Annotated in this window: 24 protein-coding genes and 1 pseudogene; 11 read left to right on the plus strand and 14 right to left on the minus strand. The window is 63.7% G+C overall.

Annotation, left to right across the window (positions count from 1 at the left end):
* The first annotated feature begins 11 nt into the window (after positions 1–11).
* The 4 genes from SynWH8101_RS11080 to plsY are packed head-to-tail and all read left to right on the plus strand — an operon-like array spanning position 12 to position 2,801.
* On the plus strand, positions 12–758 hold the full coding sequence (locus tag SynWH8101_RS11080; protein ID WP_130129813.1) for an ABC transporter permease: 747 nt from the start codon (positions 12–14) through the stop codon (positions 756–758).
* A 13-nt stretch (positions 759–771) separates the two neighbouring features.
* Positions 772–1,227, plus strand: a complete 456-nt coding sequence (locus SynWH8101_RS11085; RefSeq protein WP_254427952.1) for a DUF3119 family protein — start codon at positions 772–774, stop codon at positions 1,225–1,227.
* A gap of 36 nt (positions 1,228–1,263) precedes the next feature.
* The gene (locus SynWH8101_RS11090; RefSeq protein WP_130129814.1) at positions 1,264–2,202 is read left to right on the plus strand and encodes a DUF3086 domain-containing protein; all 939 of its coding nucleotides are present in this window, start codon (positions 1,264–1,266) and stop codon (positions 2,200–2,202) included.
* On the plus strand, positions 2,202–2,801 hold the full coding sequence (gene plsY / locus SynWH8101_RS11095; protein ID WP_130129815.1) for a glycerol-3-phosphate 1-O-acyltransferase PlsY: 600 nt from the start codon (positions 2,202–2,204) through the stop codon (positions 2,799–2,801). Before SynWH8101_RS11090 ends, plsY begins: the two co-directional genes overlap by 1 nt.
* Positions 2,802–2,807: 6 nt before the next feature.
* Here the strand turns inward: plsY and pyrF are convergent, their stop codons facing one another.
* The 3 genes from pyrF to SynWH8101_RS11110 form a co-directional block, all read right to left on the minus strand.
* Positions 2,808–3,524 (minus strand): orotidine-5'-phosphate decarboxylase, encoded by a 717-nt coding sequence (gene pyrF / locus SynWH8101_RS11100; protein ID WP_130129816.1) that lies wholly within the window; start codon positions 3,522–3,524, stop codon positions 2,808–2,810.
* A complete protein-coding gene (gene tyrS, locus SynWH8101_RS11105; protein ID WP_130129817.1) occupies positions 3,524–4,771 on the minus strand; it encodes a tyrosine--tRNA ligase in 1,248 nt (415 codons plus the stop codon). Before tyrS ends, pyrF begins: the two co-directional genes overlap by 1 nt.
* A gap of 74 nt (positions 4,772–4,845) precedes the next feature.
* Positions 4,846–5,172 carry a DUF1825 family protein gene (locus SynWH8101_RS11110; protein WP_007101707.1) on the minus strand — a complete coding sequence of 109 codons (327 nt, stop codon included), beginning with the start codon at positions 5,170–5,172 and terminating at the stop codon, positions 4,846–4,848.
* Between the two features lie 84 nt (positions 5,173–5,256).
* Between SynWH8101_RS11110 and SynWH8101_RS11115 the strand changes: the two genes are divergently transcribed.
* Genes SynWH8101_RS11115 through SynWH8101_RS11135 form a run of 5 tightly spaced genes read left to right on the plus strand, consistent with a single transcriptional unit; the run spans position 5,257 to position 9,071 of the window.
* Positions 5,257–6,042 (plus strand): response regulator transcription factor, encoded by a 786-nt coding sequence (locus SynWH8101_RS11115; RefSeq protein WP_130129818.1) that lies wholly within the window; start codon positions 5,257–5,259, stop codon positions 6,040–6,042.
* A 32-nt stretch (positions 6,043–6,074) separates the two neighbouring features.
* Positions 6,075–6,656 (plus strand): hypothetical protein, encoded by a 582-nt coding sequence (locus SynWH8101_RS11120; protein WP_130129819.1) that lies wholly within the window; start codon positions 6,075–6,077, stop codon positions 6,654–6,656.
* Between the two features lie 7 nt (positions 6,657–6,663).
* Positions 6,664–7,254 carry a GIY-YIG nuclease family protein gene (locus tag SynWH8101_RS11125; protein ID WP_130129820.1) on the plus strand — a complete coding sequence of 197 codons (591 nt, stop codon included), beginning with the start codon at positions 6,664–6,666 and terminating at the stop codon, positions 7,252–7,254.
* A gap of 31 nt (positions 7,255–7,285) precedes the next feature.
* Positions 7,286–8,788, plus strand: a complete 1,503-nt coding sequence (locus SynWH8101_RS11130; protein WP_130129821.1) for a leucyl aminopeptidase — start codon at positions 7,286–7,288, stop codon at positions 8,786–8,788.
* Positions 8,789–8,819: 31 nt separating this feature from the next.
* Positions 8,820–9,071 carry a hypothetical protein gene (locus SynWH8101_RS11135; protein ID WP_130129822.1) on the plus strand — a complete coding sequence of 84 codons (252 nt, stop codon included), beginning with the start codon at positions 8,820–8,822 and terminating at the stop codon, positions 9,069–9,071.
* A gap of 374 nt (positions 9,072–9,445) precedes the next feature.
* Here SynWH8101_RS11135 and msrA read toward each other — a convergent pair.
* From msrA to SynWH8101_RS11175, 8 genes and pseudogenes are all read right to left on the minus strand, one after another.
* A pseudogene (gene msrA / locus SynWH8101_RS11140) lies at positions 9,446–10,078 on the minus strand (peptide-methionine (S)-S-oxide reductase MsrA); the annotation flags it as partial.
* Positions 10,075–11,262, minus strand: coding sequence for a lipid-A-disaccharide synthase (gene lpxB, locus SynWH8101_RS11145; protein ID WP_130129823.1), 1,188 nt, complete (start codon positions 11,260–11,262; stop codon positions 10,075–10,077). The gene lpxB and the pseudogene msrA, both read right to left, overlap by 4 nt.
* Complete coding sequence (gene lpxA / locus SynWH8101_RS11150) at positions 11,262–12,113, minus strand: acyl-ACP--UDP-N-acetylglucosamine O-acyltransferase (protein ID WP_130129824.1); 852 nt, start codon at positions 12,111–12,113, stop codon at positions 11,262–11,264. Before lpxA ends, lpxB begins: the two co-directional genes overlap by 1 nt.
* Positions 12,114–12,118: 5 nt before the next feature.
* Entirely contained in the window at positions 12,119–12,526 is a 408-nt protein-coding gene (gene fabZ, locus SynWH8101_RS11155; RefSeq protein WP_174719553.1) for a 3-hydroxyacyl-ACP dehydratase FabZ, read from the minus strand.
* 64 nt (positions 12,527–12,590) lie between these two features.
* Positions 12,591–13,451, minus strand: a complete 861-nt coding sequence (gene lpxC / locus SynWH8101_RS11160; protein WP_130129825.1) for a UDP-3-O-acyl-N-acetylglucosamine deacetylase — start codon at positions 13,449–13,451, stop codon at positions 12,591–12,593.
* Positions 13,451–15,793, minus strand: coding sequence for a BamA/TamA family outer membrane protein (locus SynWH8101_RS11165; protein WP_130129826.1), 2,343 nt, complete (start codon positions 15,791–15,793; stop codon positions 13,451–13,453). The genes lpxC and SynWH8101_RS11165 overlap by 1 nt, the downstream gene beginning before the upstream one ends.
* A 46-nt stretch (positions 15,794–15,839) precedes the next feature.
* On the minus strand, positions 15,840–16,592 hold the full coding sequence (gene purC, locus SynWH8101_RS11170; RefSeq protein WP_130129827.1) for a phosphoribosylaminoimidazolesuccinocarboxamide synthase: 753 nt from the start codon (positions 16,590–16,592) through the stop codon (positions 15,840–15,842).
* Positions 16,589–17,557 carry a hypothetical protein gene (locus SynWH8101_RS11175; protein ID WP_130129828.1) on the minus strand — a complete coding sequence of 323 codons (969 nt, stop codon included), beginning with the start codon at positions 17,555–17,557 and terminating at the stop codon, positions 16,589–16,591. Before SynWH8101_RS11175 ends, purC begins: the two co-directional genes overlap by 4 nt.
* Before the next feature lie 102 nt (positions 17,558–17,659).
* Between SynWH8101_RS11175 and purD the strand changes: the two genes are divergently transcribed.
* Positions 17,660–18,964, plus strand: a complete 1,305-nt coding sequence (gene purD, locus SynWH8101_RS11180; protein WP_130129829.1) for a phosphoribosylamine--glycine ligase — start codon at positions 17,660–17,662, stop codon at positions 18,962–18,964.
* Between the two features lie 24 nt (positions 18,965–18,988).
* A complete protein-coding gene (locus SynWH8101_RS11185; RefSeq protein WP_130129830.1) occupies positions 18,989–21,046 on the plus strand; it encodes an ATP-binding protein in 2,058 nt (685 codons plus the stop codon).
* Between the two features lie 6 nt (positions 21,047–21,052).
* On the opposite strand, the gene kaiC is transcribed toward SynWH8101_RS11185, so the two are convergent.
* The 3 genes from kaiC to SynWH8101_RS11200 all read right to left on the minus strand — a co-directional run bounded on the left by kaiC (position 21,053) and on the right by SynWH8101_RS11200 (position 23,922).
* Positions 21,053–22,591, minus strand: coding sequence for a circadian clock protein KaiC (gene kaiC / locus SynWH8101_RS11190; RefSeq protein ID WP_130129831.1), 1,539 nt, complete (start codon positions 22,589–22,591; stop codon positions 21,053–21,055).
* A 66-nt stretch (positions 22,592–22,657) separates the two neighbouring features.
* A complete protein-coding gene (gene kaiB / locus SynWH8101_RS11195) occupies positions 22,658–23,017 on the minus strand; it encodes a circadian clock protein KaiB (RefSeq protein ID WP_130129832.1) in 360 nt (119 codons plus the stop codon).
* Positions 23,014–23,922, minus strand: coding sequence for a circadian clock protein KaiA (locus tag SynWH8101_RS11200; protein ID WP_130129833.1), 909 nt, complete (start codon positions 23,920–23,922; stop codon positions 23,014–23,016). Before SynWH8101_RS11200 ends, kaiB begins: the two co-directional genes overlap by 4 nt.
* Between the last annotated feature and the right edge of the window lie 148 nt (positions 23,923–24,070).

Here is a 24,070-nt window from a genome sequence, read left to right on the forward strand (position 1 = left end):
CCAACTCTCCGATGAGATCACCACGCTGGTTACGTCGTCTGGGCAGCAGCCTGCTGATCGGCGGTCAGGCCGTGGCCGCCACGGCCCGGGGGCGGATTAACACCATTGACCTCTTCGACCAACTTCTGGAGGCCGGCCCCGGCAGCTTCCTGATCGTGATCATCACCGGCATCGCCGCTGGGTCTGTGTTCAACATCCAGGTCGCTGCCGAGCTGAGTCGCCAGGGAGCCGGCTCCACCGTGGGTGGCATCCTGGCCCTCGGCCTGGCCAGGGAGATCGCCCCCCTGCTCACCGCCACCCTGCTAACGGGCAAGGTGGCCACGGCCTATGCGGCCCAGCTGGGAACCATGAAGGTCACCGAACAGATCGATGCGATCACGATGCTCCGCACCGATCCGGTGGAATATCTGGTGGTGCCCCGACTGATCGCCATGGTGGTAATGGCACCCGTGCAGTGTCTGCTCTTCTTCGGGGTGGCGATCTGGAGCGGCCAGATCACCAGCACAGAGCTCTACAGCATCCCTCCTGCGGTGTTCTGGACGTCGGTGCGCACCTGGATGCAACCCGACGACCTGCCCTTCATGTTGATCAAGGCCCTGGTCTTCGGCCTGCAGATTGCCGTGCTCTCCTGTGGCTGGGGCCTCACCACCGAGGGGGGCCCCAAGGAAGTGGGCACCAGCACCACCGGCTCGGTGGTGATGATTCTGGTGACGGTGGCCCTGATGGATGTGCTACTCACTCAGATCCTTTTCGGTTGACTTCAGTGCCGGCATGACTCCACCCGATCCCCAGCTCGGCAGCCCCGACTCCACTCTCCCCACAGACCCAGGCCCGGTGAGCCTGAGCGCCAATCCCCGCCTGCCGCTGCTAGTCCTCCTGCTCAGTGCCGCTCTGTTGCCCCTGCCCCTGGCTCCCTGGCCCACCCTGGTTGTGGTTCTGTTCAGTCTTTTTTTGCTGCTTCAGGCTTACAGCCTGCGGCTCGAATTCTGTGCCGACACCCTGGTGGTGTGGCGAGGCTCGCAGGAGCTGCGCCGCTTTCCTTACCAGGACTGGCTGAGCTGGCGATTGTTCGCTCCCTGGCTGCCCGGGCTGTTCTATTTCCGTGAGGTCAAGAGCATCCATCTCCTGCCGATCCTGTTCGACGCCGAGGAGCTGAAGCGCCAACTGCAGCGACGGCTTGGGGCCCTGGAGCAGCCCAAGCCCGGCGCCTCCAACGCCTCGCCCTGATGAAGCGCTCCACGTCTCCTACCGACCGTCGATGCCATGCCTGACGACACCGATCTGACGCCGCAGGACCCTCAAGCCGAACCAATCAGCACGGAAACCGACCCGAGCCAATCCCTGCTCAAGCTCGCCCTCACCGAGCTGCAGGAGCGTCGCGATGCGCTGCAGAAGGAGATCGAGCAGCTTCAACGGCGCAAACAGCAGATCGAAACGGACCTCAGCACGAACTTCGCCGGCCAGTCCGATGCGATCGCCCGGCGCGTGAAAGGGTTTCAGGAGTATCTGAGCGGAGCGCTCCAGGGGCTGGCCCAGTCGGTCGACACGCTGGACCTGGTGGCTCAGCCCGTGGTGGTTCAGCCTTCCCCACTGGATCAGCAAGCTAAGGAGGCCACGGCAGCCGATGCCAAGCCCCAAGCGGCTGCCGCGGCAGTCGCCGACACCTTCCGGCCCGACGAGCCTCTAATCCGCGCCAACCTCGAGCGGTTCCTGGAACAACCGGATTTCTATGCCGATCCCTGGAAATTGCGCCGCAGCCTTGAGCCGAGCGACACCGCTCTTCTGGAGGATTGGTTCTTGAACCAGGGCGGCCGCGGCGCCCAACCCAGTCGAGGCAACCGGCCCCGCAACGTGCTGCTGAGCGCCGGCGTGATCGCGATCATCGGCGAGCTCTACGGCGACCAGTTCCAGACGCTGGTGCTGGCCGGTCAGCCGGAACGGCTGGGGGAATGGCGCCGCGGCCTCCAGGATGCCCTCGGTCTCAGCCGCGAGGATTTCGGTCCCAACAGCGGCATTGTGCTGTTTGAGCGCGGCGATGCCCTGGTGGAGCGGGCCGACCGGCTGGAGGAGCGGGGTGAGGTGCCGCTGATCCTGATCGATGCGGCCGAACGCGCCGTCGACATCCCCGTGCTTCAGTTTCCGCTCTGGCTGGCGTTCGCGGCTGGCCCCGATGAGATCGACATCGACGAGGACCTGCTCTAATGGCTTTCCTTTCCCTTCTCCTGGGTTATCTGCTCGGCTCCATTCCGAGTGGTTATCTCGCCGGGCGCTGGTGCAAGGGCATCGACCTGCGCACGATCGGATCGGGCTCGACCGGTGCCACCAACGTGCTGCGCAGCGTGGGGAAGGGCCCCGCTCTGGTGGTGTTTCTGGTGGATGTCACCAAGGGGGCGGCGGCGGTGCTGCTGGCCCGGGCCCTCTCTCAAGATGCAACTCTGGCCAACTGGATCGAGGTTGGTGCCGGGCTTGCCGCCCTCGCCGGTCACATCTGGCCGGTGTGGTTGGGGTTCAAGGGCGGCAAGGCGGTGGCCACGGGCTTCGGCATGTTTCTTGGCCTGGCCTGGCCAGTGGGCCTGGCCTGCTTCGGTGTGTTCCTGGCCGTGTTCTCGCTCAGCCGAATCGTTTCGCTGGCCAGCGTGATCGCCGCCATCAGCCTGCCTCTGCTGATGGTGGCAGGCAACAACGAGTTGGCCAATGTGTTGATCGCCCTGGTGGCGATGGCGCTGGTGCTCTGGCGTCACCGCAGCAATTTGCAGCGCCTGATCGAAGGCAGCGAGCCCAGGGTCGGTCAGAACAACTGAAGCGACTCAGGCCAACGATGCACAGCACTGGGCGAAGGCCCGGTTCGGATCGTCCGCCCTGGTGATCGGCCGTCCGATCACCAGTTGCGTGGCACCGGCCGCCAGGGCCGCTGCCGGTGTCATCACCCTGGCCTGATCAGCGGCTTCCGTTCCGCTGGGCCGGACGCCCGGTGTCACTAGCGCAAACGGCTCCGGATGCTGGCTGCGGAGCATGGAGGCCTCCAGGGGAGAGCAGACGCATCCACCGATGCCTGCCGTCGCCGCCAGCTGGGCCAGTGCCGAGACCCGATCGGCGACGCCGTGCTGCAGGGCCAGCTCCCGTTGCAGGCGTTGCTCCTCCCAACTGGTGAGCACGGTCACCGCCAACAGGGTGGGCACCGCCACCCCGCCTCTTTCGGCACCCTCTACCGCAGCCGCCTGTGCCGCACGAAGCGCCTCGCTGCCGGCGCAGGCATGCACCGTGATCAGCTCCGCCCCGAGCGCAGCCGCCCGCCGGCAGGCCCCTGCCATGGTGGCGGGAATGTCGTGGAATTTGAGATCGAGAAACACCCGCAGCCCCCGCTGCCGCAACTCCGCCACTACATCGGGCCCGGCCTGAACGAACAGCTCGAGGCCCACCTTCACCCAACGCAGCCCCGACACCTGAGCGCTCAACGCCAGAGCCTGCTCCGGTGCCATGCCATCAAGGGCGACGATGATGCGGTTGGCGGGATCCCAGCGCATCAACCCACCAGCCGCCGGAAGGTTTTCTTGCCAAGCTGCAACACCTTGCCCTCCAGCTCGGCGGCGGACGCAAACTCCTGATTGGGATCGCTGATCTTTTCCCCCTCCAGACGTGCGGCACCGCCTTTGATCTGGCGGCGGGCCTCACTGCTGCTGGAGCAGATGCCCACAGCACTGAGCAGATAGAACGCCTTGGCCGGGAAGTTCACCTCCGCCAACGACGCTTCAGGCACATCAGCCGACGCATCACCGGCTCCCCCCACCAGGGTGGCGGCATCCGCTTGCGCTTTGGCCGCTGCCTCCTGGCCATGGCGGCTGGCGGTCACCGCCAAAGCCATCGCCTTCTGTTTCTCGCGAGGGTTCTCTGGCAAGGTCTCCAGATCGAGATCCGTCAACAACGTCACGTAGTCGTTGATCGCCCCGTCGCCGACTTTCTCGAGCTTGGAATACATCGAAAGGGGGTCTTCCTCCAGCCCCACGGTGTTGCCGAGGCTTTTGCTCATCTTCTGCACCCCGTCGAGGCCGACGAGGATGGGTAGGAGCATGCCGAACTGGGTGCGCTGGCCGAAATGACGTTGCAAATCGCGGCCCATCGCCACATTAAATTTCTGATCTGTGCCGCCCAGCTCCACATCCGCCTCCACCGCCACGGAGTCATAGCCCTGCAGCAAGGGGTAGAGGAATTCATGGAGCGCAATCGGCGTGCCGCTGCCGTAGCGCTTGGAGAAATCATCTTTCGCCAGCATCTGGCCCACGGTGGCTGTGCCGAGCAAGCCGATCACCTGGGGCAGATCCAGCCCCTCCAGCCACTCGCTGTTGCGGCGCACCTCGAGCCGACCCGGGGTTTCAAAATCCAGCAGCGCCTGCTCCTTGGGCTGCCCCTGGCCCAGCTGTTTGAGATAGGTGGTGGCGTTGGCTTCCACCTGCTCTTTGCTGAGCTGCACCCGGGTGGCGCTCTTACCCGTGGGATCACCGATCCGAGCGGTGAAGTCGCCGATGATCAACACCGCCGTATGGCCGGCGTCCTGAAAAGCCCGCAATTTGCGAAACAGGATGCTGTGGCCCAGGTGGATGTCGCTTCCGGTGGGGTCAATGCCCAGCTTGATCCGCAACGGTCGCCCTTCTGCTGTCGCAGCCGCCAGACGGGCGGCCAGGCATTGATCAGGGTCGCCGGGGTCGCCAGCGGGAAACAGATCAGCCATGCCACGCGCCAGCCAGCTCGGCAGGGGAAGGGGCGCCTCGGACATGACAGAGGGAAAGAGATCGTGCGGATCGTACGGGGGAACCGCGACGCCGAAGGGTCGGACGCCGCGGCAAAGGCTCATGCGGGCGGCTGCTCGAGCTGACTCTTCATCCGCTCCAGGGTGGTGTGCATCTGCTCGAACATTTGTTCCGGCGTGATGCCGAACTGACCCAGCTGGGTGCGGAGCTGCTCGACGGTGAGCTTGGCCTGAAAGTCCTCCGACAGCTCAAACCGCTTCATGAAAACGCGGTAGCGCTCCATCAACTCCTCCATGGTGTCGATGAATTTCTTCTTGCCTTCCCGATCGAACTTGCCGTAATCCGACCCCAGCTGCATGAGCTGCTGATAATCGCCGAACAGCCGCTTGGCCTCCTCCTGCACGATCTCGGAGTCAAAGAAGGCCATCGCCCGTCGATCAACTGCAGACCAGTTTGAACAATCCAGAAGCCACGTAACAGTGCGGATCTACGCCCCCTGATCACCGCCAACATGGCAGCAGTGCTACGGACGCTGCCAGCGTCCCCACCCACCGTGGATCTGACCTCGATGATCGGCGACGTGCAGCAACATCGGCGCGACAGCCGAGCCGTTCTGAGCCACTGCCGAACGGCCATTGCCAGTGCCGATCGGGCCCTGCTGGTCAGCTGGATGGGGTGGTTTGAAGGCATGGGGCCGCTGGTGGCCGCCACCTCCACCGAAGAGGAATGCCTGCTCAGCCTGCAGAGCAGCGACGCCGACCTGCTCGTTTGCACCGACATGCTGGAGATCGGCAGCGGTCCCAGCCTGGTGCGCCGCGCCAAGGAGGCCCATCCCGGGCTCAAGACGCTGATGCTGATCCAGCGACCGATTGTGCGCACGATTCTGGAAGCGGTGGAGGCCCACTGCGATGGCCTCTGCTCCCACCAGAGCGCTGGCACGGGGGCCGTGCGGACCGCCCTCGCTGCGATCGACAGCGACGGGACCTACATGGACGGGGTGATCACCGGGGTGCTGCGTCATGGCCGCCTCGGCGGCAGCTCTGGCCATGGCCCTCTCGCTGAACTGAGCCTGCGGGAAGAGGATGTGCTGCGTGGCCTCTGCCGAGGCATGAGCAATCAGGAGATCGCCGATGCCCTGGTGGTATCGATCGACACCGTGAAATCCCACGTGAGCAGCCTGTTGCGCAAACTGCCGGCCAATGACCGCACCCACGCCGTGGTGGTGGCCTTTCGCGAAGGGCTCGTGGAACTGCCCAACCGCCCGCCGCGCTGGCGCAGTGGCGACCAGGGTCGGTAAGGTCCTGCCGAAGCAACGGGATAACAGCAACCATGGCCCGTGGGCACTGGCTCGATCCCCTGGCCCGCAAAGTGCTTCAGGCGATAGGCGATCTTCCGGCGGACGCGCCGGCCCCCACCCTGCCTTCCGCATCCATGGCCGCTCCGATCCAGGAGCCTGATTGGTTTCTGGACGTGAACAGGGCCACTGCGGAGCAGTGGCAGCGTCTGCCGGGCTGCACCGCCACGATGGTCGACCTCCTGATCCGTCTGCAGCAGGGCGGCGTGCAGTTCAGCCAGGCCGACGATCTGTTTCAACTGCTTGAGCTGCCCCCAGTGCTGGCGGAACGCTGGCGGCCGCACCTGATCTTCCACTGGTATGGCGATGCGCCCCCGCTGACGCCGACGGCTCCGATCGATCTCAACGCTGATGCGGCTCCCACCCTGCAAGAGGCGCTGGCATGGCCGCCCCAACGGTTGGAGCGCCTCATCGAAGAGCGACGTCGCCGGCCCTTTGCTCACCTGGCCGACCTGCAGGAACGCCTTTGCCTGCCTCCCCAGACGGTGGAGGCTCTGATCGGGCGGGTGCGTTTCGGGGCGACGCGTCCGGGACCCAGCCTGCCTCCCGGCCGCTGAAACGACCATGGTGCCGACGCCTCGTCAGGGAGATCTGTTTGCCCAGACCAGCTGGAGCAGCAGCGCTGACGCTCCAGGCCTCAGCCTCAGTGCACCGCAGTTGCGCCAATGGCAACGCCGGATTCAACGTCACCAGGCGCCCCTGTTCGCGGGCCATGGGCAGCCAACAGCACTGCAGCAAACCCAGCTGTTTGCTGCTCCAGCGGATCCCCTGGCCGCGCTAGCCCCCCTCAGCCTGCGCCCGCTGCCGCTCACCTTCTGGCGTTGGCCCGAGAGCCCCCATCAGGGAGCGGCGATCTACCTGGTGATGGATCGCCCCCCCGACCTCAGCACCCCGATCCTGCTCTACGTGGGCGAAACGAAAGCGGCGGATCGCCGTTGGAAGGGAGAGCACGACTGCAAGGCCTACCTGGCGGCCTATGGCGATGCCCTGTGCAGCGCCGGTCTGCCACAGCAGACCAGCATCCGTTTCTGGACCGATGTGCCAGCCGACACCCGGCAGCGACGACGGTTGGAACAGGCTCTGATCCAGGCCTGGTTACCGCCGTTCAACAAGGAGACCCGAGATCGATGGGCCACCCCCTTCAGCACGGACTGATTCGTAGCATCGCTCCAGAAGCCGCCCCTCCATGTCGTTCTCACGATCACCCGCCACACTCCAGAACTGGAGCGGTTCCGTGCTGGCCGTGGGGATCGCTGCCAACGACCCGCAGGGCCTGATCGGCCAACTGGAGGCACGCCTGAACAGCCCGCTGGGCACCTGGCTGGAGAAGCAGCGCTTCCAGGCCAAAGCGGGGGAGGTGGTCAGCCTTCAATTGCTCCACAAGGACCTGAGCCGTCTGGTGCTGGTGGGTCTGGGCGATGCGACAACGGCCGATGAACCGACAGCGGATGTCGCAACGCTGCGTCAGGCCGCTGCAGCGCTGGCCAAAGCCTGCATCGGCCTTGACGGTCGCGCCGGTGTCCATCTCCCCTGGGGAAGCGATGGAACGCGCACCGCTGAGGCGGTCGCCGAAGCGATCCGACTGTCGCTGTATCGCGACACCCGCTTCCGCAGCCAACCCGAACCACGCCTCCAGCCCGAACACTTTGACCTGCTCGGCGATCTGCCCGCCGACCTCAGCGGCGCCCTTGAGCGGGTCGATGCCCATTGCGCCGGCGTTGAGCTGGCCAGGGAACTGGTGGCAGCACCACCCAACAACGTCACACCTGCCGCTCTGGCCGACACCGCAGCCGCCATCGCCGCTGAGCACAACCTCGAGCTCCAGGTGCTGGAGCGGGGAGACTGTGCCGAGCGGAACATGGGCGCATTTCTCGCGGTGAGTCAGGGCTCCGATCTCGATCCCAAGTTCATCCACCTCACCTACCGCTCACCCGGAGCCATCCAGACTCGTCTGGCGCTGGTGGGCAAGGGGCTCACCTTCGATTCCGGCGGCTACAACCTCAAGGTGGGTGGCGCCCAGATCGACATGATGAAGTACGACATGGGGGGCAGCGCGGCGGTGTTCGGAGCGATGCGCACCATCGCCCAACTGCGACCGGCTGGCCTGGAGGTGCACATGCTGGTGGCCTCCTGCGAAAACATGATCAACGGGTCCGCCGTCCATCCCGGTGACATCATCACCGCCTCCAATGGCACCACGATCGAAATCAACAACACCGATGCCGAAGGCCGTCTGACCCTGGCGGATGCGCTCGTGTACGCCAGTGGCCTCAAACCCGACGCGATCGTGGATCTGGCCACGCTGACCGGAGCCTGTGTGATTGCCCTGGGCGAGGAAATCGCCGGTCTGTGGTCGGAGCATGACGCCCTGGCGGACAGCCTCAGGCAGGCGGCGGAGCAGGCCGGGGAAGGGCTGTGGCGCATGCCGATGCAGGCGAGTTATCGCGAAGGGCTGAAATCGACCCTGGCGGATCTGAAAAACACAGGCCCCCGGCCCGGCGGCTCCATCACCGCAGCGCTGTTCCTGAAGGAATTCGTGGAGGGCGGCATCCCGTGGGCCCACTTGGATATCGCCGGCACCGTGTGGAGTGACAAAGGCCGGGGGCTCGACCCCGCCGGCGCCACCGGCTATGGAGTGCGCACCCTGGTGCACTGGATCTGCAGCCAAGCTGACCAGGCCAGCGCCTAAATTCCTGTCGCATTCGACACAGCCCACTGCGATGGCCTCCCGCCCGATTCGCTGGTATCTGCGAGCTCAACTGGGCATCCTGCTGCTGCCGGCTGGCCTTTGCTTGTTCGGCGAAGCGATCAGCCGCCGACTGCTGCAGACCCTGGGCAACGACGGCGGGCCCTGGTTCTGGTATGGCACCCTCAGCCTGATCTGCATCAATGCAGGCGTAGGGCTGATGATCGAGAGCGGGCTGCTTCGTGGCTATCCAGGGCGATCGGCGCCTTCCACGCCACGAGACTGAGACGACGCTGCAACGGCTCAGGAGGCAGCAGCGGTGACGACCCGATCATCGGCTCCGGCAGCATGCCGGTTGAAGCGAAGACTGCTGGGACACTCCAGCGCGTGAATCTGCCAACGGGCCCGCTCGGAAAACGACGCCATCACCCGATCGAGATCATCAGAGGCCTGCTTGGGCGAGGGATAGGGGCCGATGTGACGGGTCACCAAACCGTCTTTGATGGTCAGCAGATACATACATCCTCCCCCCAAATCTCCGTCAGATGGTAAGCAGGGTGATTGGGCTTGTGAATGGGGGAAAACCCGCACCTTCACTGAGAAGTGGCTGAGCTGAGGCTCCCAGCTCCCTTTAGATTTTCCTTCTATTTCAGGTCCTCGGCGCCAGGAATCGCCACGTCGTGCGCGCTCACCCCAGACCGCGTCCAGCCGTTGATCGCGCCCACAGCTGAAACGGTAATAGCGGTAACGCAGGGGATGCCGCTCCGCATAATTCTGGTGGTACGTTTCGGCAGGCCAGAAACGCACAGCTGAGCGGACCTGCACTTTGAGCCGATCGGGCGACAGCTTGAGTTCTTTGGCAGCAGCAGCGACACTGGCCTTGGCCGCGGCTGCCTGCTGGGCGCCTTCGGTGAAGATCACGGGGCGATAAGAATCGCCGCGATCGCAGAACTGACCGCCGCCATCCAGGGGGTCCACATTGCGCCAGTAGTGACGCAACAAGGTGGCATAGCTGATCCTCTCCGGGTCAAAACGGACGCGCACCGCCTCTTGATGTCCCGTGCGTTCACCGCTCACCTGCTGGTAAGTCGGCCGGAGCACATGGCCGCCGCTGTAGCCACTTTCAGCAGAGAGAACGCCGGGGAGCTCTTCAAGGTCATGCTCCAGACACCAGAAACAACCACCGGCAAACACCGCCTCCTGCACGGATGCGGCGACAGCAGGGGCCCCCTGCAGGCTGAGCAGCAGCAGCAGGCCAAGGGCAAGGCCTCGCAGCCAGTGGCGACGGGTCATCGAGAGCATGGCTGCACCGACTCGAGGATGGCAACGGCAGCCCGATCGGTGACGCCGGGGCTGCCGAGGGTGGCGCTGAGCCTGGCGTAGCCGGCCAGCATGTGATCGCGACAGGAACGGTCACAAAGGAGCGGCTGGGCCTCGCGCACCAGCGCTTCGGCCGTGAACGCATCCTGAAGCAGCTCGGGCACCAACCGCTCCCCCAACAGCAGGTTGACCGGGGAAATGTGGTCCACCTGAAAGCGCAGCAGATGGCGAGCCACCCAGGCCGTGAGTCGGCTCACCCGGTACCCCACCACCTGGGGCACCCCATGCAGGGCCAACTCCAGATTGATCGTGCCCGATTTCCCCAGGGCCAGATCCGCAGCAGCGAAGAGACTGGGCTTGAGACGGTCGGCGTCGGCGGCCGCGATCACGCGACCCCGAACGCCAGCCTCCTGCAGAGCCTGGCGCAGCGGCTCTTCAAAGGCCTTAAGCCCAGCGGGCACCATCACGTCAAGGGCTGGATCGGCAGCCTGCAACCGGGCAGCGGCTTCCACCAGAACCGGCATTAAATAGCGCAGCTCCTGGGGCCTGGAGGCGGGCAACAGCAACAGCAGGGGAGCCTCGGCGGGGAGCGCCAGGGTGCGGCGAGCTTCTGAACGGGAAGGGCGATGGGCCGCTAGATCGAGGAGGGGATGGCCCACCCAAGTGACCTCGGCACCGCGGGCGGCATAAAACTCCGCTTCAGCAGGAAAGATCGCCAGGATGCGATCGGTGAAACGCAGTAGACGCGTGGTGCCGCCATCGCCCATGCGCCAGGCCCATTCCTGCGGGGCGATGTAGTACGTGATCGGCACTTGGGGCAGCCGCCGCCGCAGATCGCGGCCCAGGCGCACGTTTGCGCCCATGTAGTCGATCAGCACCACCGCATCAGGCGGCCGAGACCTCAGCAGCTGATTGACCCGGGCCTGAAGCCGCAGGGTGGGCACCACCAGGGGCAACGCCTCCCACAGGCCGATCGCCCCCATCGGCGCCGTGTCGGCGAGCAGTTCCGCGCCAGCCTCACGCATGCGTTCACCACCGAGGGCGAGCACTTCCAGGGCAAGGCCGAGCCGCTTCGCCTGACGATGGAGGGCTTCGATGAGAAGGCTCCCCTGCAGATCACCGGACACCTCGCCGGTGCTGATCAGGATGCGGACCATCAGCGACCGCCGGCAGCGGGCATCGGGCCACGACGCCCCTTGCTGATCGAAGCCTCCAGGAAGCTGCAGAGGTGGTCTGCAGCCGGTAGAAGGGCAGTTTGGCGGGCCTGACGGAGGCTTTCGGCGATCACCAGATCAGAGCGATAAATCAGGGTCCAGATGTCCTGAAGCTGGCGCAGCTCCTCCCCTCCATTGCTCTGATCCAGGCCACGGCGCCGCAGCCCCACCCGGTTCAGGCCCCGAACCCGACCGGGGTGCCCCTCCACCAGGCAGTAAGGCGGCACATCCCGATCCACCCGGGTCATGCCTCCGACCATCGCCAAGCCGCCGATGTGCACAAATTGATGAATTCCGAGACAGCCACCGATCACGGCGCGATCTTCAATCTCTACATGGCCGGCCACCTGGATGCCGTTGGACATCACGATCCCATTGCCGAGCAGACAGTTGTGACCGAGATGGCAATAGGCCATCAAGAGATTGTGGTCGCCGATCCGAGTGACTTCCCCCTCATCGGTGGCGCGATTGATAGTGACGCATTCGCGGATGGTGTTGTGGTCGCCAATCACCACCTCGGTGGGGGCGCCGCGATACTTCAGATCCTGCGGCTCCTGACCAAGGCAGGCACCCGGGAAGATGCGATTCGAGCTGCCGATGGTCAGACGGCCATCGAGCACAACATGGGGACCGATCCAGGAGTTGGCACCGATCCGCACGCCGGGGCCAACCACGGCGCCAGGTCCGATCACAACCCCTTCGGCCAGCTCGGCCCTGGGGTCCACAACAGCCAGAGGATGGATCTGCACCGCCGAATCCTCGCTGATGACCGATGGGGAAGGGGTCTCCGGCATGACGCTCAGTCCACTAGGGAGAACATCAGCTCACCGGAGCAGACGAGCTGACCCTCCACCGAGGCTTCCGCCTTCACCTTGCCGAATCGCTGCCGCTTCAAACTGAGCAGCTCGCAGCAGATGCGCAGCTGGTCGCCGGGCACCACAGGTCGCCGAAAACGCACTCCATCAATGCCCGCAAACACGAACAGCCCCTTGGGAAGGTCGGGCATCTGGGTGACGATCAGGCCGCCCACCTGGGCCATGGCCTCCACGATCAGCACCCCAGGCATCAAGGGGCGATCGGGGAAGTGCCCCTGAAACTGCGGCTCGTTCAGGGTCACATTCTTGATGGCCACCGCCCGAACTCCCGGCTCATGCTCCAGGACCCGATCGACCAGGGCGAAGGGATAGCGATGGGGCAACAAGCCCATGATCTGCTCACTGGTGAGCACGGGGTCGGTGGGCGTGGCCGTAGAGGGGGGGGTGGTCAACGGATCAGCGAGGGGAGGGAGAGAGATCTGCCAGGGCAGCAGCCAGGTCGGTGTGCAGGCCGTGGGAGCCCCGATACACGAGCACCTGTGCCTGGGGGAACCCCACCAGGGCCAGATCCCCGATCAGGTCCAAGAGCTTATGGCGCACCGGTTCATCCACGAAGCGCAGCGGTGGGTTGAGCCAGTGCTCTCCATCACACACCAGGGCGTTGTCCAGAGCGCCTCCCTGAATCAGCCCCGCAGCGCGCAACTGATCCACCTGCTCGCGGAAACCGAAGGTGCGCGCTGGGGCGATCTCCTCCACAAACCGTTCGGGCGTCAAGCTGATCGCCAGCTGCTGCCGCCCGATCGCAACCTGAGGGAAGTCAATCACTCCCACCACCTGAAAACCCTCGGCAGGAGTGGCCGTGATCACACTGCTGCCCCGATGACGTGTGATCGGTGCCGTGAGCCTGGGGCCGGGTCGGCGTGACGTCGCCGCCGGAGCGAAGCCCGCCGCGTCGATCGCCTCCACCCAACCGAGAGCGGAACCATCCAGCAGAGGGACCTCCGGTCCACTCACCTCCAATTCCACATGACTCAGCCCTGTACCGGCCAGTGCGGCCAACAGATGTTCCACCGTGGCCAGGCGCCGCTCGCCCAGATCCAGGGTGGTGCAGAGCTGGCTGTCGCGCACCTGGGCCGGGCTCAGGGTGACAGGCTCACTGGAAGCGGGCGCCTCAGCCCAACGCACGTGATATCCAGCCCGTTCGGACGGTTTGAGCGTCACCGACACCGAAGCACCGCTGTGCAAGCCAACCCCGGTGCGCGCCACAGACGAAGCGAGGGTCCAGGAGCCGTTGTAATCAGCGGGCCAGGTGGCCATTAGAATTTCCAGCCCACACCCAGGTTGAAACGCCAGTCACCGGTGAAGTCCTGGCTGGCCACCTCCAGGCGCAGAGGGCCGACCGGGGTGGTGACGATCACACCGGTACCGACGGAGAAGCCCGATCCCGGCTTATCGAGGAGCTCACCAGGCTTTCCGGGAACATTCGCCTGGGATCCGAAGGACATGCCGGCATCCACAAAGAGTTCACCTGCAAAGATGCTGATGATCGGGAAGCGGTATTCGATCGTGGCCTCACCGAAGCTGCGGCCCACACCCAGATCGCAGTCATACCAACCGCGCACGGAGTTGGAACCGCCCAGACAGAAGGCTTCGTAGGGGGGAAGCTGGCCGATCACGGTGCCCGCCTTCAGCTGGATGCCGATCGCCTGGGGGCAATTGGCCTTCTCGCCGGGCTTGGGCCGACAGCCCTTGGCGATCTTGAGCCAGTTCACAGGGAAAAACTGGGTGTAACTGGCCCTTAACCGGTTGAAGGTGGGAGAATTGGCCCCCACAGAAACAAATTGTTCGGTTCCCAGGCTGAGGAAATTACCTGACGTGGGATTGCGTGGATCGTTCAGCTTGTTGTAAGTGGCGGCGAAGCGCACGCTGGCCAGATTGTTCTCCGTGGCGCAGTCAGAGGAATTGCTGCTGTAAGCGATACAGATAATTTCATCATTGGGAATCCGATCGTTTTTGATATTTTCATTGGGAACACCATAAGGACGCGAATCCCCGGCGAAATTGATCGGACGCACATTCTGGATGTTCAATCCAGCCAGAACATTCCAGGGAACAATCTTGTAGGGATCACCGCCGTTGAGCGGTCGAGCAAACACAATATTGCCGCCAACCCGCTGGAGCGCGACAGAATCACCTTCAAAGTCAAACCAACTGTACTCAGGGAATTGCTTGTCGGCGTTAGCAACATTGTCAAACTTTCGCCCAGCTGGATTGTTGTCGGTGTTGATCTCGTAAGCGTAGGTGGAGTTGTTATTGACGTAGTCATCCACCGTGACGATGCTGCCATTGTTCTGGCTCTGGAAAACCTGGGGGACTTCCCGGCTCAGGAACAGCGAAGTGCGGAAGGAGGTTCGCCACTTATCCCCTTTGATCCAGGGATCGGTGAAGGTGAAGTTCGCCAGGCCGCCGTACTGGCCATAGGTGAGGTTGAGCGCCAGATTCCAGGCGCGCCCAAACAGGTTGCTGTCCTGGAGCTGCACCTGGCCGAACACACCCTGACTCTGGCTGTAACCAAGACCACCGGAGAGGGAGCCCGTGGATTGCTCCACGATGCCGAGAATGATGTTGACGGTGCCAGGCTCACCGGCCACCGGCTTCAGGGTCACCTTCACATCGCTGAAGAGGGAGGTGCTGTAGAGGCGTTTGATGTCACCTTCCAACTGATTGCGGTTGAACGGTTCACCGGGCTTGATCGAGATTTCCCGTGTCACCACCCAGGGCTTGGTTTTGCCCTTGATCGGCTCACCCTTGTCGTTGGTGCTCTCGCCCTCTTTATTCAAGAACTGCACCTCGACGCCGGCCACGGTGCCGATCACTACCTTGAGCTGCACCACACCCTCCGGGCTGACCCGACTGGGGCCGGAGACCCGTGCCAGCGAGTAACCCTCTTTGGCATACCAACCCTGGAGCTCCTTCATCCGTAGCTGGAGCTCATTCAGGTTGAGTGTGCGGCCGTAGTCGGAACTGAACGTCTGTTCAACGACTTCCGGCGGCATCTTGGTGTCGTCGGGTTCAAGCTCAACCTGGGTGAGCACCGGGTTGGGCACCACTTTCACCAACAGCTGCACGCCAAGGGGGCCATTGATCGGCTCGATCCGCACATCGGAAAACCAGCCGGTCGCATAGATCGCATCCAGATCGGTTTTGAGCTGGTCACGGGTGACGCGACTGCCCGGACGCACCGTCATCGCGTCGTAGGCCGCCAGCTCAAGGCGCTCCTGTTCCGGATGACCGGCAATGCCCTCGATCACCACCTCACTGATCAGCACCCGAGGTTGGGCCGGCGACTGCTCCAGGGGCTCCTGCACCGCAGGCTGTTGCTCAGAGGGAAGCTGCTGCTCGGCTGCAGGCTGCTGGGCTGGCTCCTCGCCTGAGGCGTCCTGCTGCGTGGGGAGGACCTCCTCCACCTCAATTTTTTCCACGTCCACCTGCTCTACCTCAACCTCCACCGTCTCGGTCTGAGGCTGGTCTTGCTGCTGCTCCGGTGGATTCTCCTGGGCTCTCAGCGCTGGGCTGGCCATCAGGGGTAGAGCCAGAGCAAGACCCAGAGCTCCCCGCCGAACGGCGTCCGTGGTCCGGCTTGAGGAGAAATTGACCATGGAGAGGGCAGCGGTCGGCCGATTCGGCCGCAAACGTCCGCAGACCTTACCTGTAGTTGCGGGGGTTGGGGCAGCACCCTTGGACCCGTTTGTAGACCTCCCCGTAGGCCTCGATCAGCCCACCGAGATCCTGGCGAAAGCGATCCTTGTCGAGGATGCGGTCCTGTGGATCCAGGGTGCCCAGGTCCCAGAGCCGGCAGGTGTCCGGGCTGATCTCATCGGCCACCAACAGTTCGCCGCTGCGATTGCACCCCAGCTCCAGCTTGAAATCCACCAGTTGGAGCTCCAGATCCCGAAAGAAGGGCACCAACACGGCGTTCACGCGCCGCGCCAGGGTTTCCATCTCCAGACGTCGCTCCCGGCTCACCAGCTGCAGCAGCTCGAGCCGGGACTCCGTCAGCAGAGGATCTCCGAGGCCATCGTCCTTGTAATACAGGTCGAGCAGGGCTGGCTCCAACGCCGTCCCCGCCTTGATCGGAGTCTGTTTGCAGAGCGAACCTGTGGCCACGTTGCGCAGCACCACCTCCAGGGGAATGACCTGCACCCGCTGCACCGCCATCCAGGTGTCGCCGGCCAATCCCTGATAGTGCGTCGGAATTCCGGCACGTTCCAGAAGCTCAAACAACCGAGCCGAGATCTGACAGTTCAACCGCCCTTTGTCGTCCAGCTGCTCACGTTTCAAGGCGTTGAAGGCTGTGGCGTCATTTTTGAATTCCACCAGCACGGTGTCGTCCAGCGGGGAGGCATACACACGCTTGGCCTTCCCCTCGTAGAGCAGGGGACCGGGGGAAACGCTCATGGGCTGGGGGAGGGGGCGATCACCGGAGAACCGGCAGGCCTTGATTCTCCCAGGGCAGCGTGGCCCCCTGGCTGCCGGGGCGATCGCAACTGTTGATCCAGTGCATCGGGATCAACGTCTGAACGTTGCAGCAGGGTGTAGCGGTCATCCAACCGACGCGACAACCGTTCCAAGCGCTGCCGGGCCCGGCTCCCATCGCCGCCAGCCTGCAGATTCAGGCGCAACTGCAGGCGTAACAGATCAACGGCCGTGGACCAGGCCTGGTCGGCGGCCGCCTGGTCCAGGGCCGCCTCGAGCAACGCGTCGCTGCTGGGTTGACCGAGGGTCTGCAGCCATTCGGCCACGAGCCCGTAACGGCGTGCGGCCACGACCCCAGGTGTTCGACCAGCCAGAAGGACTGCAGCGGCGCGATCCAACTGCCCGGAAGCCGCTTCATGGTCAGCGAGCAGATCGAGGGCCGAACGGGTCAGCGGTTGGCCGTCCTCGGACACACCCACCACAAGCTGCTCCTGGTCCAGGCTGGCGAGATCGCCATTGGCCAGCCGCCGCAGCGCCAGGGCGGCGCGCCGATGGTCAAGGCTCGCCGATGCGGCTCTCCAGTCGAGCAACAACCATTGACGGCGCTGCTGACCAGGCCCAGGCCCGAAGCGATTCAGCACCACCTGGGCACTGGCCGGAGCCTTGCACGTCAACAGAGCCCTGGCGTTGGCCATCACCACGGGGAAGGGCTGGGGCGCGGGGGCCACCAGCATCAAACGATCCCTCAATGCCTGGAGGCGTGGCTTGAGATTGAAACGAGCCGCATCGGCACAGGCCAGCTGCAACTCGGGGATACCCCCCTCCAGCAACGCCATCTGGTAGGCCACCTCGCCCATCGGCAAAGGCTCGGGCTGACTCTGGGCCTGCGTCTGGGGCAGGGGCTGGGCCGCAAGCAACAGCGTCAGGGGCAGGGCATGGATCCCCATGGGGCGGCCGTCAACAAAGATGGAAACCGTTCGCCCTGCGACGCGAACGCCCCGGCGATACCACTCAAACCTAAGGGGGCTTCCCCCATCGTTCCCGCTGCCATGGCCCTCTCACCATCCCGTCCCCAGCCCCTGCCATCGCTGGCGCGGTTGCTTGTCGTGGGCAATGGAGGCCGCGAACAGGCTCTCTGCTGGGCGCTCGAACGCTGCCCTGGAGTGGACAAGGTCTGGATCAGTCCGGGCAATGGCGGATCTTTCGGCGAGCGCCTGGACACGGCGGCCAGCGATGCCGAAGGTCTGCTGTCGCTGTGCCAGCAGCATCGGATCGATCTGGTGGTGATCGGCCCCGAGGCGCCTCTGGCGGCCGGCCTGGCCGACACGCTGCGGGCCGCGGGGCTGGCGGTGTTCGGACCAGGAGCTGATGGTGCCCAGCTGGAGGCCAGCAAAGCCTGGGCGAAGCAGCTGATGCTTGAGGCCGGCATTCCCACCGCCGGACACTGGACCGTCACCAGTGCTGAGGAGGGTCTGGCACTGGTGGCGCAGCTACGGCGCCCCCTCGTGGTGAAAGCCGATGGTCTCGCCGCCGGCAAAGGGGTGACAGTGGCGGAGTCGATCGCGGCCACGGAGGAGGCGATCCGGGATGCCTTCAATGGTCGCTTTGGCTCCGCCGGCGAACGCCTGGTGTTGGAAGAAAGACTGGAGGGGCCAGAGGTGTCTGTGTTCGCCCTCTGTGATGGCGAACGGCTCGTGCTTCTGCCGCCTGCCCAGGACCACAAACGCCTGCTGGATGGCGATCAGGGGCCGAACACCGGTGGGATGGGGGCCTACGCCCCAGCGCCACTGCTGGAGACCACTGGCCTGGACCAGGTGCGTCGCCAGATTCTGGAGCCCACGGTCGCGGCCCTACAGGCCCGGGGCATCGCCTATCGCGGTGTCCTTTACGCCGGGCTCATGCTCACGGCCGACGGCCCGCGCGTGATCGAATTCAACTGCCGCTTCGGCGATCCCGAATGTCAGACCCTGATGCCGCTGATGGGGCCTGAACTGGCGCAGGTGCTGCAGGCCTGTGCCCTGGGACGGCTGGATCTCGCCCCGACCTTGACGGTGCACCAAGGCTGCAGTGTTGGCGTGGTGGCGGCAGCGGCGGGCTATCCGGAACAGCCGCGCCAGGGCGATGTGATTGAGGGGGACCTGGCTTCGTCAGACCAGCGGCAACTGTTCCATGCGGGCACGCGCTTAGCCGCCGATGGTCAACTCCTGACCGCAGGCGGACGGGTCCTGACGATGACGGCGCAGGCTGACGACTTTGATGCGGCCTTCTCCGCCGTGTACCGCGCCCTGGAGCAGGTGCGCTTCGAGGGCATGCAACTGCGTCAGGACATCGGTCATCAGGTGCGGCAGGCCTAGGCTGCGTCGGAGCGCCCCAGCGCGATGGCCAGCAGCGCATCAGCAGCATCCGCAACCGGCTCCCCCGCCGCATCCACCGCAACGAGCTGGTGGGGGAAGGTGCGGCTGTGGTGGGCCGAATTCAGTCTTCAAACGAAGCTGCTGTCGGTGGCGACGCTGGTGGTGAGCCTGATGATGACAGGCATCACCTTCTTCGCCCTCAACGGCATCCAGCGCGACGCCGTCATGAATGACACGCGTTACGCCAGGGATCTGGGTCTGCTCCTGGCCGGGAACGTGAGCGAATTGGTGGCGGAGGGCCGCGACCGCGAACTGGCCAATGTCACCGAATCCTTCTGGCGATCAAGCCGCAGCCTGCGTTACATCTTCTTCGCCGACCCCGAGGGCATCGTGTATCTGGGAATTCCGATCAGCGGCAGCGGTCAGGAAACGCCCAATGACCTGCAGCTGAGTCGACGGCTTGAGCTACCGGCGGGTCTGCGCAACCGACCCCAGAACCCTCTGGTGCGTCAGCACCTCACCCCCCAGGGTCAGGTCACCGATGTGTTCGTGCCTCTGGTGCGCGATGGGCGTTACCTGGGCATCCTCGCCCTGGGGGTGAATCCCAACGAAACCGCTCTCGCCAGCGCCGCCCTCACCCGCGAGGTGACGGTGGCGGTGTTCATCTCGATCTGGGTGCTGGTAATCCTTGGGGCTGTGTTCAACGCCCTCACGATCACCCGACCGGTGAAGGAACTGCTGCGGGGCGTCCGCTCGATCGCCTCCGGTGATTTCGAGGCACGGATTGCCCTGCCAGTCAGTGGAGAACTGGGGGAACTACTGGATGGCTTCAATGCCATGGCCGCCCAGCTGCAGGCCTACGACGCCGCCAACATCGAGGAGCTCACCGCCGCCCAGGTGAAGCAAGCGTCCCTGATCGCCACGATGGCCGATGGCGCTGTGCTGCTCGATGCCGAAGGACGGATCGTGCTGGCGAATCCCACCGCCCGCCGGCTGTTTCGCTGGGAGGGGCGCAACCTTGAAAGTCAGGAGCTGCTCGATGAACTGCCCCACCTTCTGGCGATCGAACTGCATGCTCCCCTCGATGCTCTCTTGAACGGCATCAGCGACAGCGAAGACCTCCGCTGCAGCATCGACGATCCATCCCGAACCCTACGGATCGTGCTGCAGTCGGTGCGCGATGCCAGCGGCGAAAGCCTGAAGGGAATCGCGGTCACCATTCAGGACCTGACCAGAGAAGTGGAACTGAACGCAGCCCAGAGCCGGTTCATCAGCAACGTGTCCCATGAACTGCGCACACCGCTGTTCAACATCAAGAGCTACGTGGAAACGCTCCACGACATGGGCGACCAGCTCAGCGAGGAGGAAACCAAGGAGTTTCTGGGTGTCGCCAACGCCGAGACCGATCGGCTCACACGACTGGTGAACGATGTGCTCGACCTCTCGCGCCTGGAGTCGAACCGACCGGTGCAGTTCGAAGCCATGGCGCTGACACCGGCCCTGGAGCAGACCCTGAGGAACTACAAGCTCAATGCCGACGACAAGCAGGTGAGCCTGAGGCTGGATGTGCCTGTCGAACTGCCGGAGATCCTTGGCAACTGGGATCTGCTGCTTCAGGTGCTCGACAACCTGGTGGGCAACGCCCTGAAGTTCAGCCGCCAGGGAGGTGTGCTGATGCTGCGCGCCTACACCTGGCCCGACAGCTGTTGGATGCCAGCAGCACGGCAAGAGGAGAGCGCTCCCCATTGCGACCTGATCTCACCCCTGCCCAGGGTGCGCATCGAAGTGGCCGATACCGGCTTCGGCATCAGCGAAGCGGATCAACAACGCATTTTCGATCGTTTCTATCGCGTCGAGAATGCCGTGCACACCGAGGTAGGAACGGGCCTGGGGCTCTCCATCGTGCGAGGCATCGTCGAAAAGCATGGCAGCACAATCCACATGGCCAGCGAACCAGAGGTTGGCACCACCTTCTGGTTCGATCTGGCCCTGGCCCAATCGGATCAGGATGAACTGCAGCTTCAGTCGGACCGACGCAAACGGCAAGAACTGGAACTGTTGGAACAGGAGCTGAGCGGTTGAGCCCCCTCAGTCGTCAGCGGTGACCCCGCGCACGATCCGGGAGAGCTCACTGCGTTCATCTGTGGTGACCCGGTGAGGCACACCGGAAATGATTCGCTCGAAATTGGAGAACGAATCCTTGATCTGGGGGCCATTGCCCGTGATCACGAATTCACGGATGCCTTTGTCGTGCCAGGAACCGCGCATCTTAAAGACATTCAGGGCCCGGGCCATCTCACCGCGAATCTCCACGTATTGCAGCAGCAGGATCGTGTCGGTGATGGTGGAAATATGGGAATCGGTGATCGAATGGCTCCCCATGAATTCCTCGGAGGTGTTGGTGAAGAAGCCGGCGATCTCTTCCTGCTTCGCATAACCGGTGACACCGATCACAAACTGGCGGAAGGCATTGTGGCTCACGCCCCTGGCCAGGGCAGACAGGGAATCAATCGCCATCCGCGACGGCTTGAACTGGCTGATTTCCGTTTTGATGATCTGAAGGTGATCCTCCAGGCCTGTCGACTCCGGATAGGCACAGATGATCTTGAGCAAGCCATCCTGCTCCATCTGCTCGAAATCGATTCCCCAGCTGGTGGCATTCCGCAGGAGCTGGGCGCGTGATTCCTCGTAGGCGAACAGAATGGCTCGCTCCTTGCTGCGGCAGGCATCCTCAACGAACTTCGACACCAGAAGGGTTTTACCGGTCCCGGTGGCACCGGTGGCCAGGATGATCGAATCCTTGAAGAAACCACCACCGCACATCTCATCGAGGCGGGGCACTCCCGAACTGAGGCGCACATTCGAGGAGCGCTGGGTGAGACGCATGGCACCAAGCGGGAAGATACTGATGCCATGGGCCCCCATGGTGAAGGGGAACTCTCCCTTCATGTGGGTCGTGCCACGGAGTTTAAGGATCTCAACGGTGCGGCGTCGGCGCTCGCCTTCTAGAACATTGCGGAGAATCACCACATTGTCGGAAACGAATTCCTCCACGCCGTAACGTGCGATCGGGCCATATTCATCGATTCTCTCGGTGGTCATCACGGTCGTGACACCGATCTCCTTCAACCTGGCGATCAGACGGAAAATCTCGCGACGCACCACAAAAACAGCGTCGTATTGCTGGAACACCGCGGTGATCGAATCGATCGCCACCCGTTTGGCCTTGTATTTGCGAATGGCGTAGTGGATGCGCTCGATCAGACCCGACAGATCAAAACTGCCCGCCACATCCTGGCCGTCGGGGTCGGGGGAGGCATCAAGAATGAAGAGCTTGTCCTGCTCAACCATCTCCTGGAGATTCCAACCGAAGCTGGCGGCATTGCGAAGGATGTCGAGTGGAGACTCCTCAAAGGTGACGAAGATGCCCGGCTCGTCGAAGTGGGCAATGCCGTTATGGAGGAAATGCAGCGAGAACACCGTTTTACCGGTGCCGGAGGTGCCGCTGATCAGGGTGCTGCGCCCGATTGGCAGACCGCCCTGGCACACATCATCGAAGCCCTCGATCCCGGTGGGGAGCTTCTGCACCTGCATCTGGGGTGAGCTGCTGGAGCTGGAGATCTGCATAACACCGAGGTTCTGTTGCAACGGTAAGGAGATTTGAGCGGTTCTTCAGGATCAACACGGCAGTGCTTAAGAATCTGTGCCGTCTGTGTCGGCGTCCTCCAACGCATCCATCAGCGAAGAGGTCAGACCGCTGTCGGAGAGTTCGTCGTAGAGCAGATCGAGTCCGATCAGCACCCGCTCCCGATCGGAGAGGTCTCCGATGATCCGTCGCACCGGCGGCGGCAGGATCTTCGACAGGGTTGGCGTGGCCAGGATCTTGTCCTCCTCAGCCAGCTGGGGGTTTTTGAGCACATCGATCACCTTGAGGGCGTAAACCCCTCGGAACTCGGTCTCGAGGATGTTGCGCAGCGTCTTGAGCGCGCGCATCGAGTTTGGAGTGTTCCCAGCGACGTAGAGCTTGAGGATGTTGGTCTTGCGAGCACTCATGAGGACATCTCCTGATTGGTAACGGAAGGCGACCCGGCGGGCTGGGAAGCAACCGAGGAGGACAGGGACACATCCGGCGGAATCGAACGTCGATACATCTCACAGAGATGTGCCATCACATCCAGCAGGGCCAGGCGGTAGTCCTGCAGGAAATCGTTCTTGTGCCCTTCAAGTCTGAGCTGCTTCCAGAAGTCGTCAATGAGATTCATGTGAATCTCCACGGCGCGGGTGATCGGCAGATCAGCGAAGAACGCGGTGTTCACAAAGCTTTCGAGTGCCTGGTTGGCAGCCGCCGGGTCCCGGAAGTAGCTCAGCAGAAGATCCCGGTAGGTGCGCTGCAACGACTTGAGCAACTCGGCCTGCTCATCGGGAGCGAGATGAGCGAGAAAGCGGGAGGGATCGCGCTTGTAGAAGACCCCGAGGTAGCCGAGCCGTTCCTGCAGCCGACTGGTGAGCCGCCAGGCACTCGCCTCGACCGCCGCCCCCCCCTCCACATCAACCGCTGTGCCTCCCATGGGGCGGTCTTCCCGCTGCCCATGCCGCAGGAAGCGGGAGATGGCCGCATCCACGTTGTAACCAAGCTGCTCGAGCTGATCCACCGGCAGATGCACTTCCTCCGGGTGGTAATCCACATGGCCCATCACCTCCCCCACTACAACGGCTGGGAACAGCAGACCAGCCTCCAGAAGCGATTGGCGCACCTCGGCCGTGAGCAGGGACTGCTCGATCACCACCGCATCCACCGCCTCCCTCTGCCCCTCCAGGACCTGGCGCAAATCCGTGGCATCACCACTCAGCCCCAGATCCACCGGGGTGTAACGGTTACCAGACAACCACTGCCGACAGGTCTCGATCAATGGCGACGTCCTCAGCAGCAGGGCGATGGTGAGGGCCGGGCCGGTCATCCAGCAGAACAGGGGTCCATACGCTGAATCTTGACGGAGGGAACCTCGAAAGGTGAAGATCTTTGTTTGTCTTTCGATTGCGACTCAGGCCGAATCGCGCTTCGACCAACACCTTTGAGTGATGACCGTCGAATCCCGAGCCTGATTG

This window comes from Synechococcus sp. WH 8101 (genome assembly GCF_004209775.1).
GTDB lineage: Bacteria > Cyanobacteriota > Cyanobacteriia > PCC-6307 > Cyanobiaceae > Synechococcus_C.

Excerpts from the sequence above, each read along its gene's own strand:
- lpxB (WP_130129823.1), bottom strand. The coding sequence starts at position 11,262 with ATGGTCCGCATCCTGATCAGCACCGGCGAGGTGTCCGGTGATCTGCAG.
- SynWH8101_RS11175 (WP_130129828.1), bottom strand. The coding sequence starts at position 17,557 with ATGGGGATCCATGCCCTGCCCCTGACGCTGTTGCTTGCGGCCCAGCCC.
- kaiC (WP_130129831.1), bottom strand. The coding sequence starts at position 22,591 with ATGCAGATCTCCAGCTCCAGCAGCTCACCCCAGATGCAGGTGCAGAAG.
- SynWH8101_RS11135 (WP_130129822.1), top strand. The coding sequence starts at position 8,820 with ATGGCCTCCCGCCCGATTCGCTGGTATCTGCGAGCTCAACTGGGCATC.
- SynWH8101_RS11130 (WP_130129821.1), top strand. The coding sequence starts at position 7,286 with ATGTCGTTCTCACGATCACCCGCCACACTCCAGAACTGGAGCGGTTCC.
- SynWH8101_RS11125 (WP_130129820.1), top strand. The coding sequence starts at position 6,664 with ATGGTGCCGACGCCTCGTCAGGGAGATCTGTTTGCCCAGACCAGCTGG.
- SynWH8101_RS11115 (WP_130129818.1), top strand. The coding sequence starts at position 5,257 with ATGGCAGCAGTGCTACGGACGCTGCCAGCGTCCCCACCCACCGTGGAT.
- SynWH8101_RS11085 (WP_254427952.1), top strand. The coding sequence starts at position 772 with ATGACTCCACCCGATCCCCAGCTCGGCAGCCCCGACTCCACTCTCCCC.
- plsY (WP_130129815.1), top strand. The coding sequence starts at position 2,202 with ATGGCTTTCCTTTCCCTTCTCCTGGGTTATCTGCTCGGCTCCATTCCG.
- lpxC (WP_130129825.1), bottom strand. The coding sequence starts at position 13,451 with ATGGCCACCTGGCCCGCTGATTACAACGGCTCCTGGACCCTCGCTTCG.
- SynWH8101_RS11110 (WP_007101707.1), bottom strand. The coding sequence starts at position 5,172 with ATGGCCTTCTTTGACTCCGAGATCGTGCAGGAGGAGGCCAAGCGGCTG.
- purC (WP_130129827.1), bottom strand. The coding sequence starts at position 16,592 with ATGAGCGTTTCCCCCGGTCCCCTGCTCTACGAGGGGAAGGCCAAGCGT.
- SynWH8101_RS11185 (WP_130129830.1), top strand. The coding sequence starts at position 18,989 with ATGGCCAGCAGCGCATCAGCAGCATCCGCAACCGGCTCCCCCGCCGCA.
- pyrF (WP_130129816.1), bottom strand. The coding sequence starts at position 3,524 with ATGCGCTGGGATCCCGCCAACCGCATCATCGTCGCCCTTGATGGCATG.
- SynWH8101_RS11165 (WP_130129826.1), bottom strand. The coding sequence starts at position 15,793 with ATGGTCAATTTCTCCTCAAGCCGGACCACGGACGCCGTTCGGCGGGGA.
- lpxA (WP_130129824.1), bottom strand. The coding sequence starts at position 12,113 with ATGCCGGAGACCCCTTCCCCATCGGTCATCAGCGAGGATTCGGCGGTG.
- kaiB (WP_130129832.1), bottom strand. The coding sequence starts at position 23,017 with ATGAGTGCTCGCAAGACCAACATCCTCAAGCTCTACGTCGCTGGGAAC.
- fabZ (WP_174719553.1), bottom strand. The coding sequence starts at position 12,526 with ATGGGCTTGTTGCCCCATCGCTATCCCTTCGCCCTGGTCGATCGGGTC.
- SynWH8101_RS11090 (WP_130129814.1), top strand. The coding sequence starts at position 1,264 with ATGCCTGACGACACCGATCTGACGCCGCAGGACCCTCAAGCCGAACCA.
- tyrS (WP_130129817.1), bottom strand. The coding sequence starts at position 4,771 with ATGTCCGAGGCGCCCCTTCCCCTGCCGAGCTGGCTGGCGCGTGGCATG.
- SynWH8101_RS11120 (WP_130129819.1), top strand. The coding sequence starts at position 6,075 with ATGGCCCGTGGGCACTGGCTCGATCCCCTGGCCCGCAAAGTGCTTCAG.
- purD (WP_130129829.1), top strand. The coding sequence starts at position 17,660 with ATGGCCCTCTCACCATCCCGTCCCCAGCCCCTGCCATCGCTGGCGCGG.
- SynWH8101_RS11200 (WP_130129833.1), bottom strand. The coding sequence starts at position 23,922 with ATGACCGGCCCGGCCCTCACCATCGCCCTGCTGCTGAGGACGTCGCCA.
- SynWH8101_RS11080 (WP_130129813.1), top strand. The coding sequence starts at position 12 with ATGAGATCACCACGCTGGTTACGTCGTCTGGGCAGCAGCCTGCTGATC.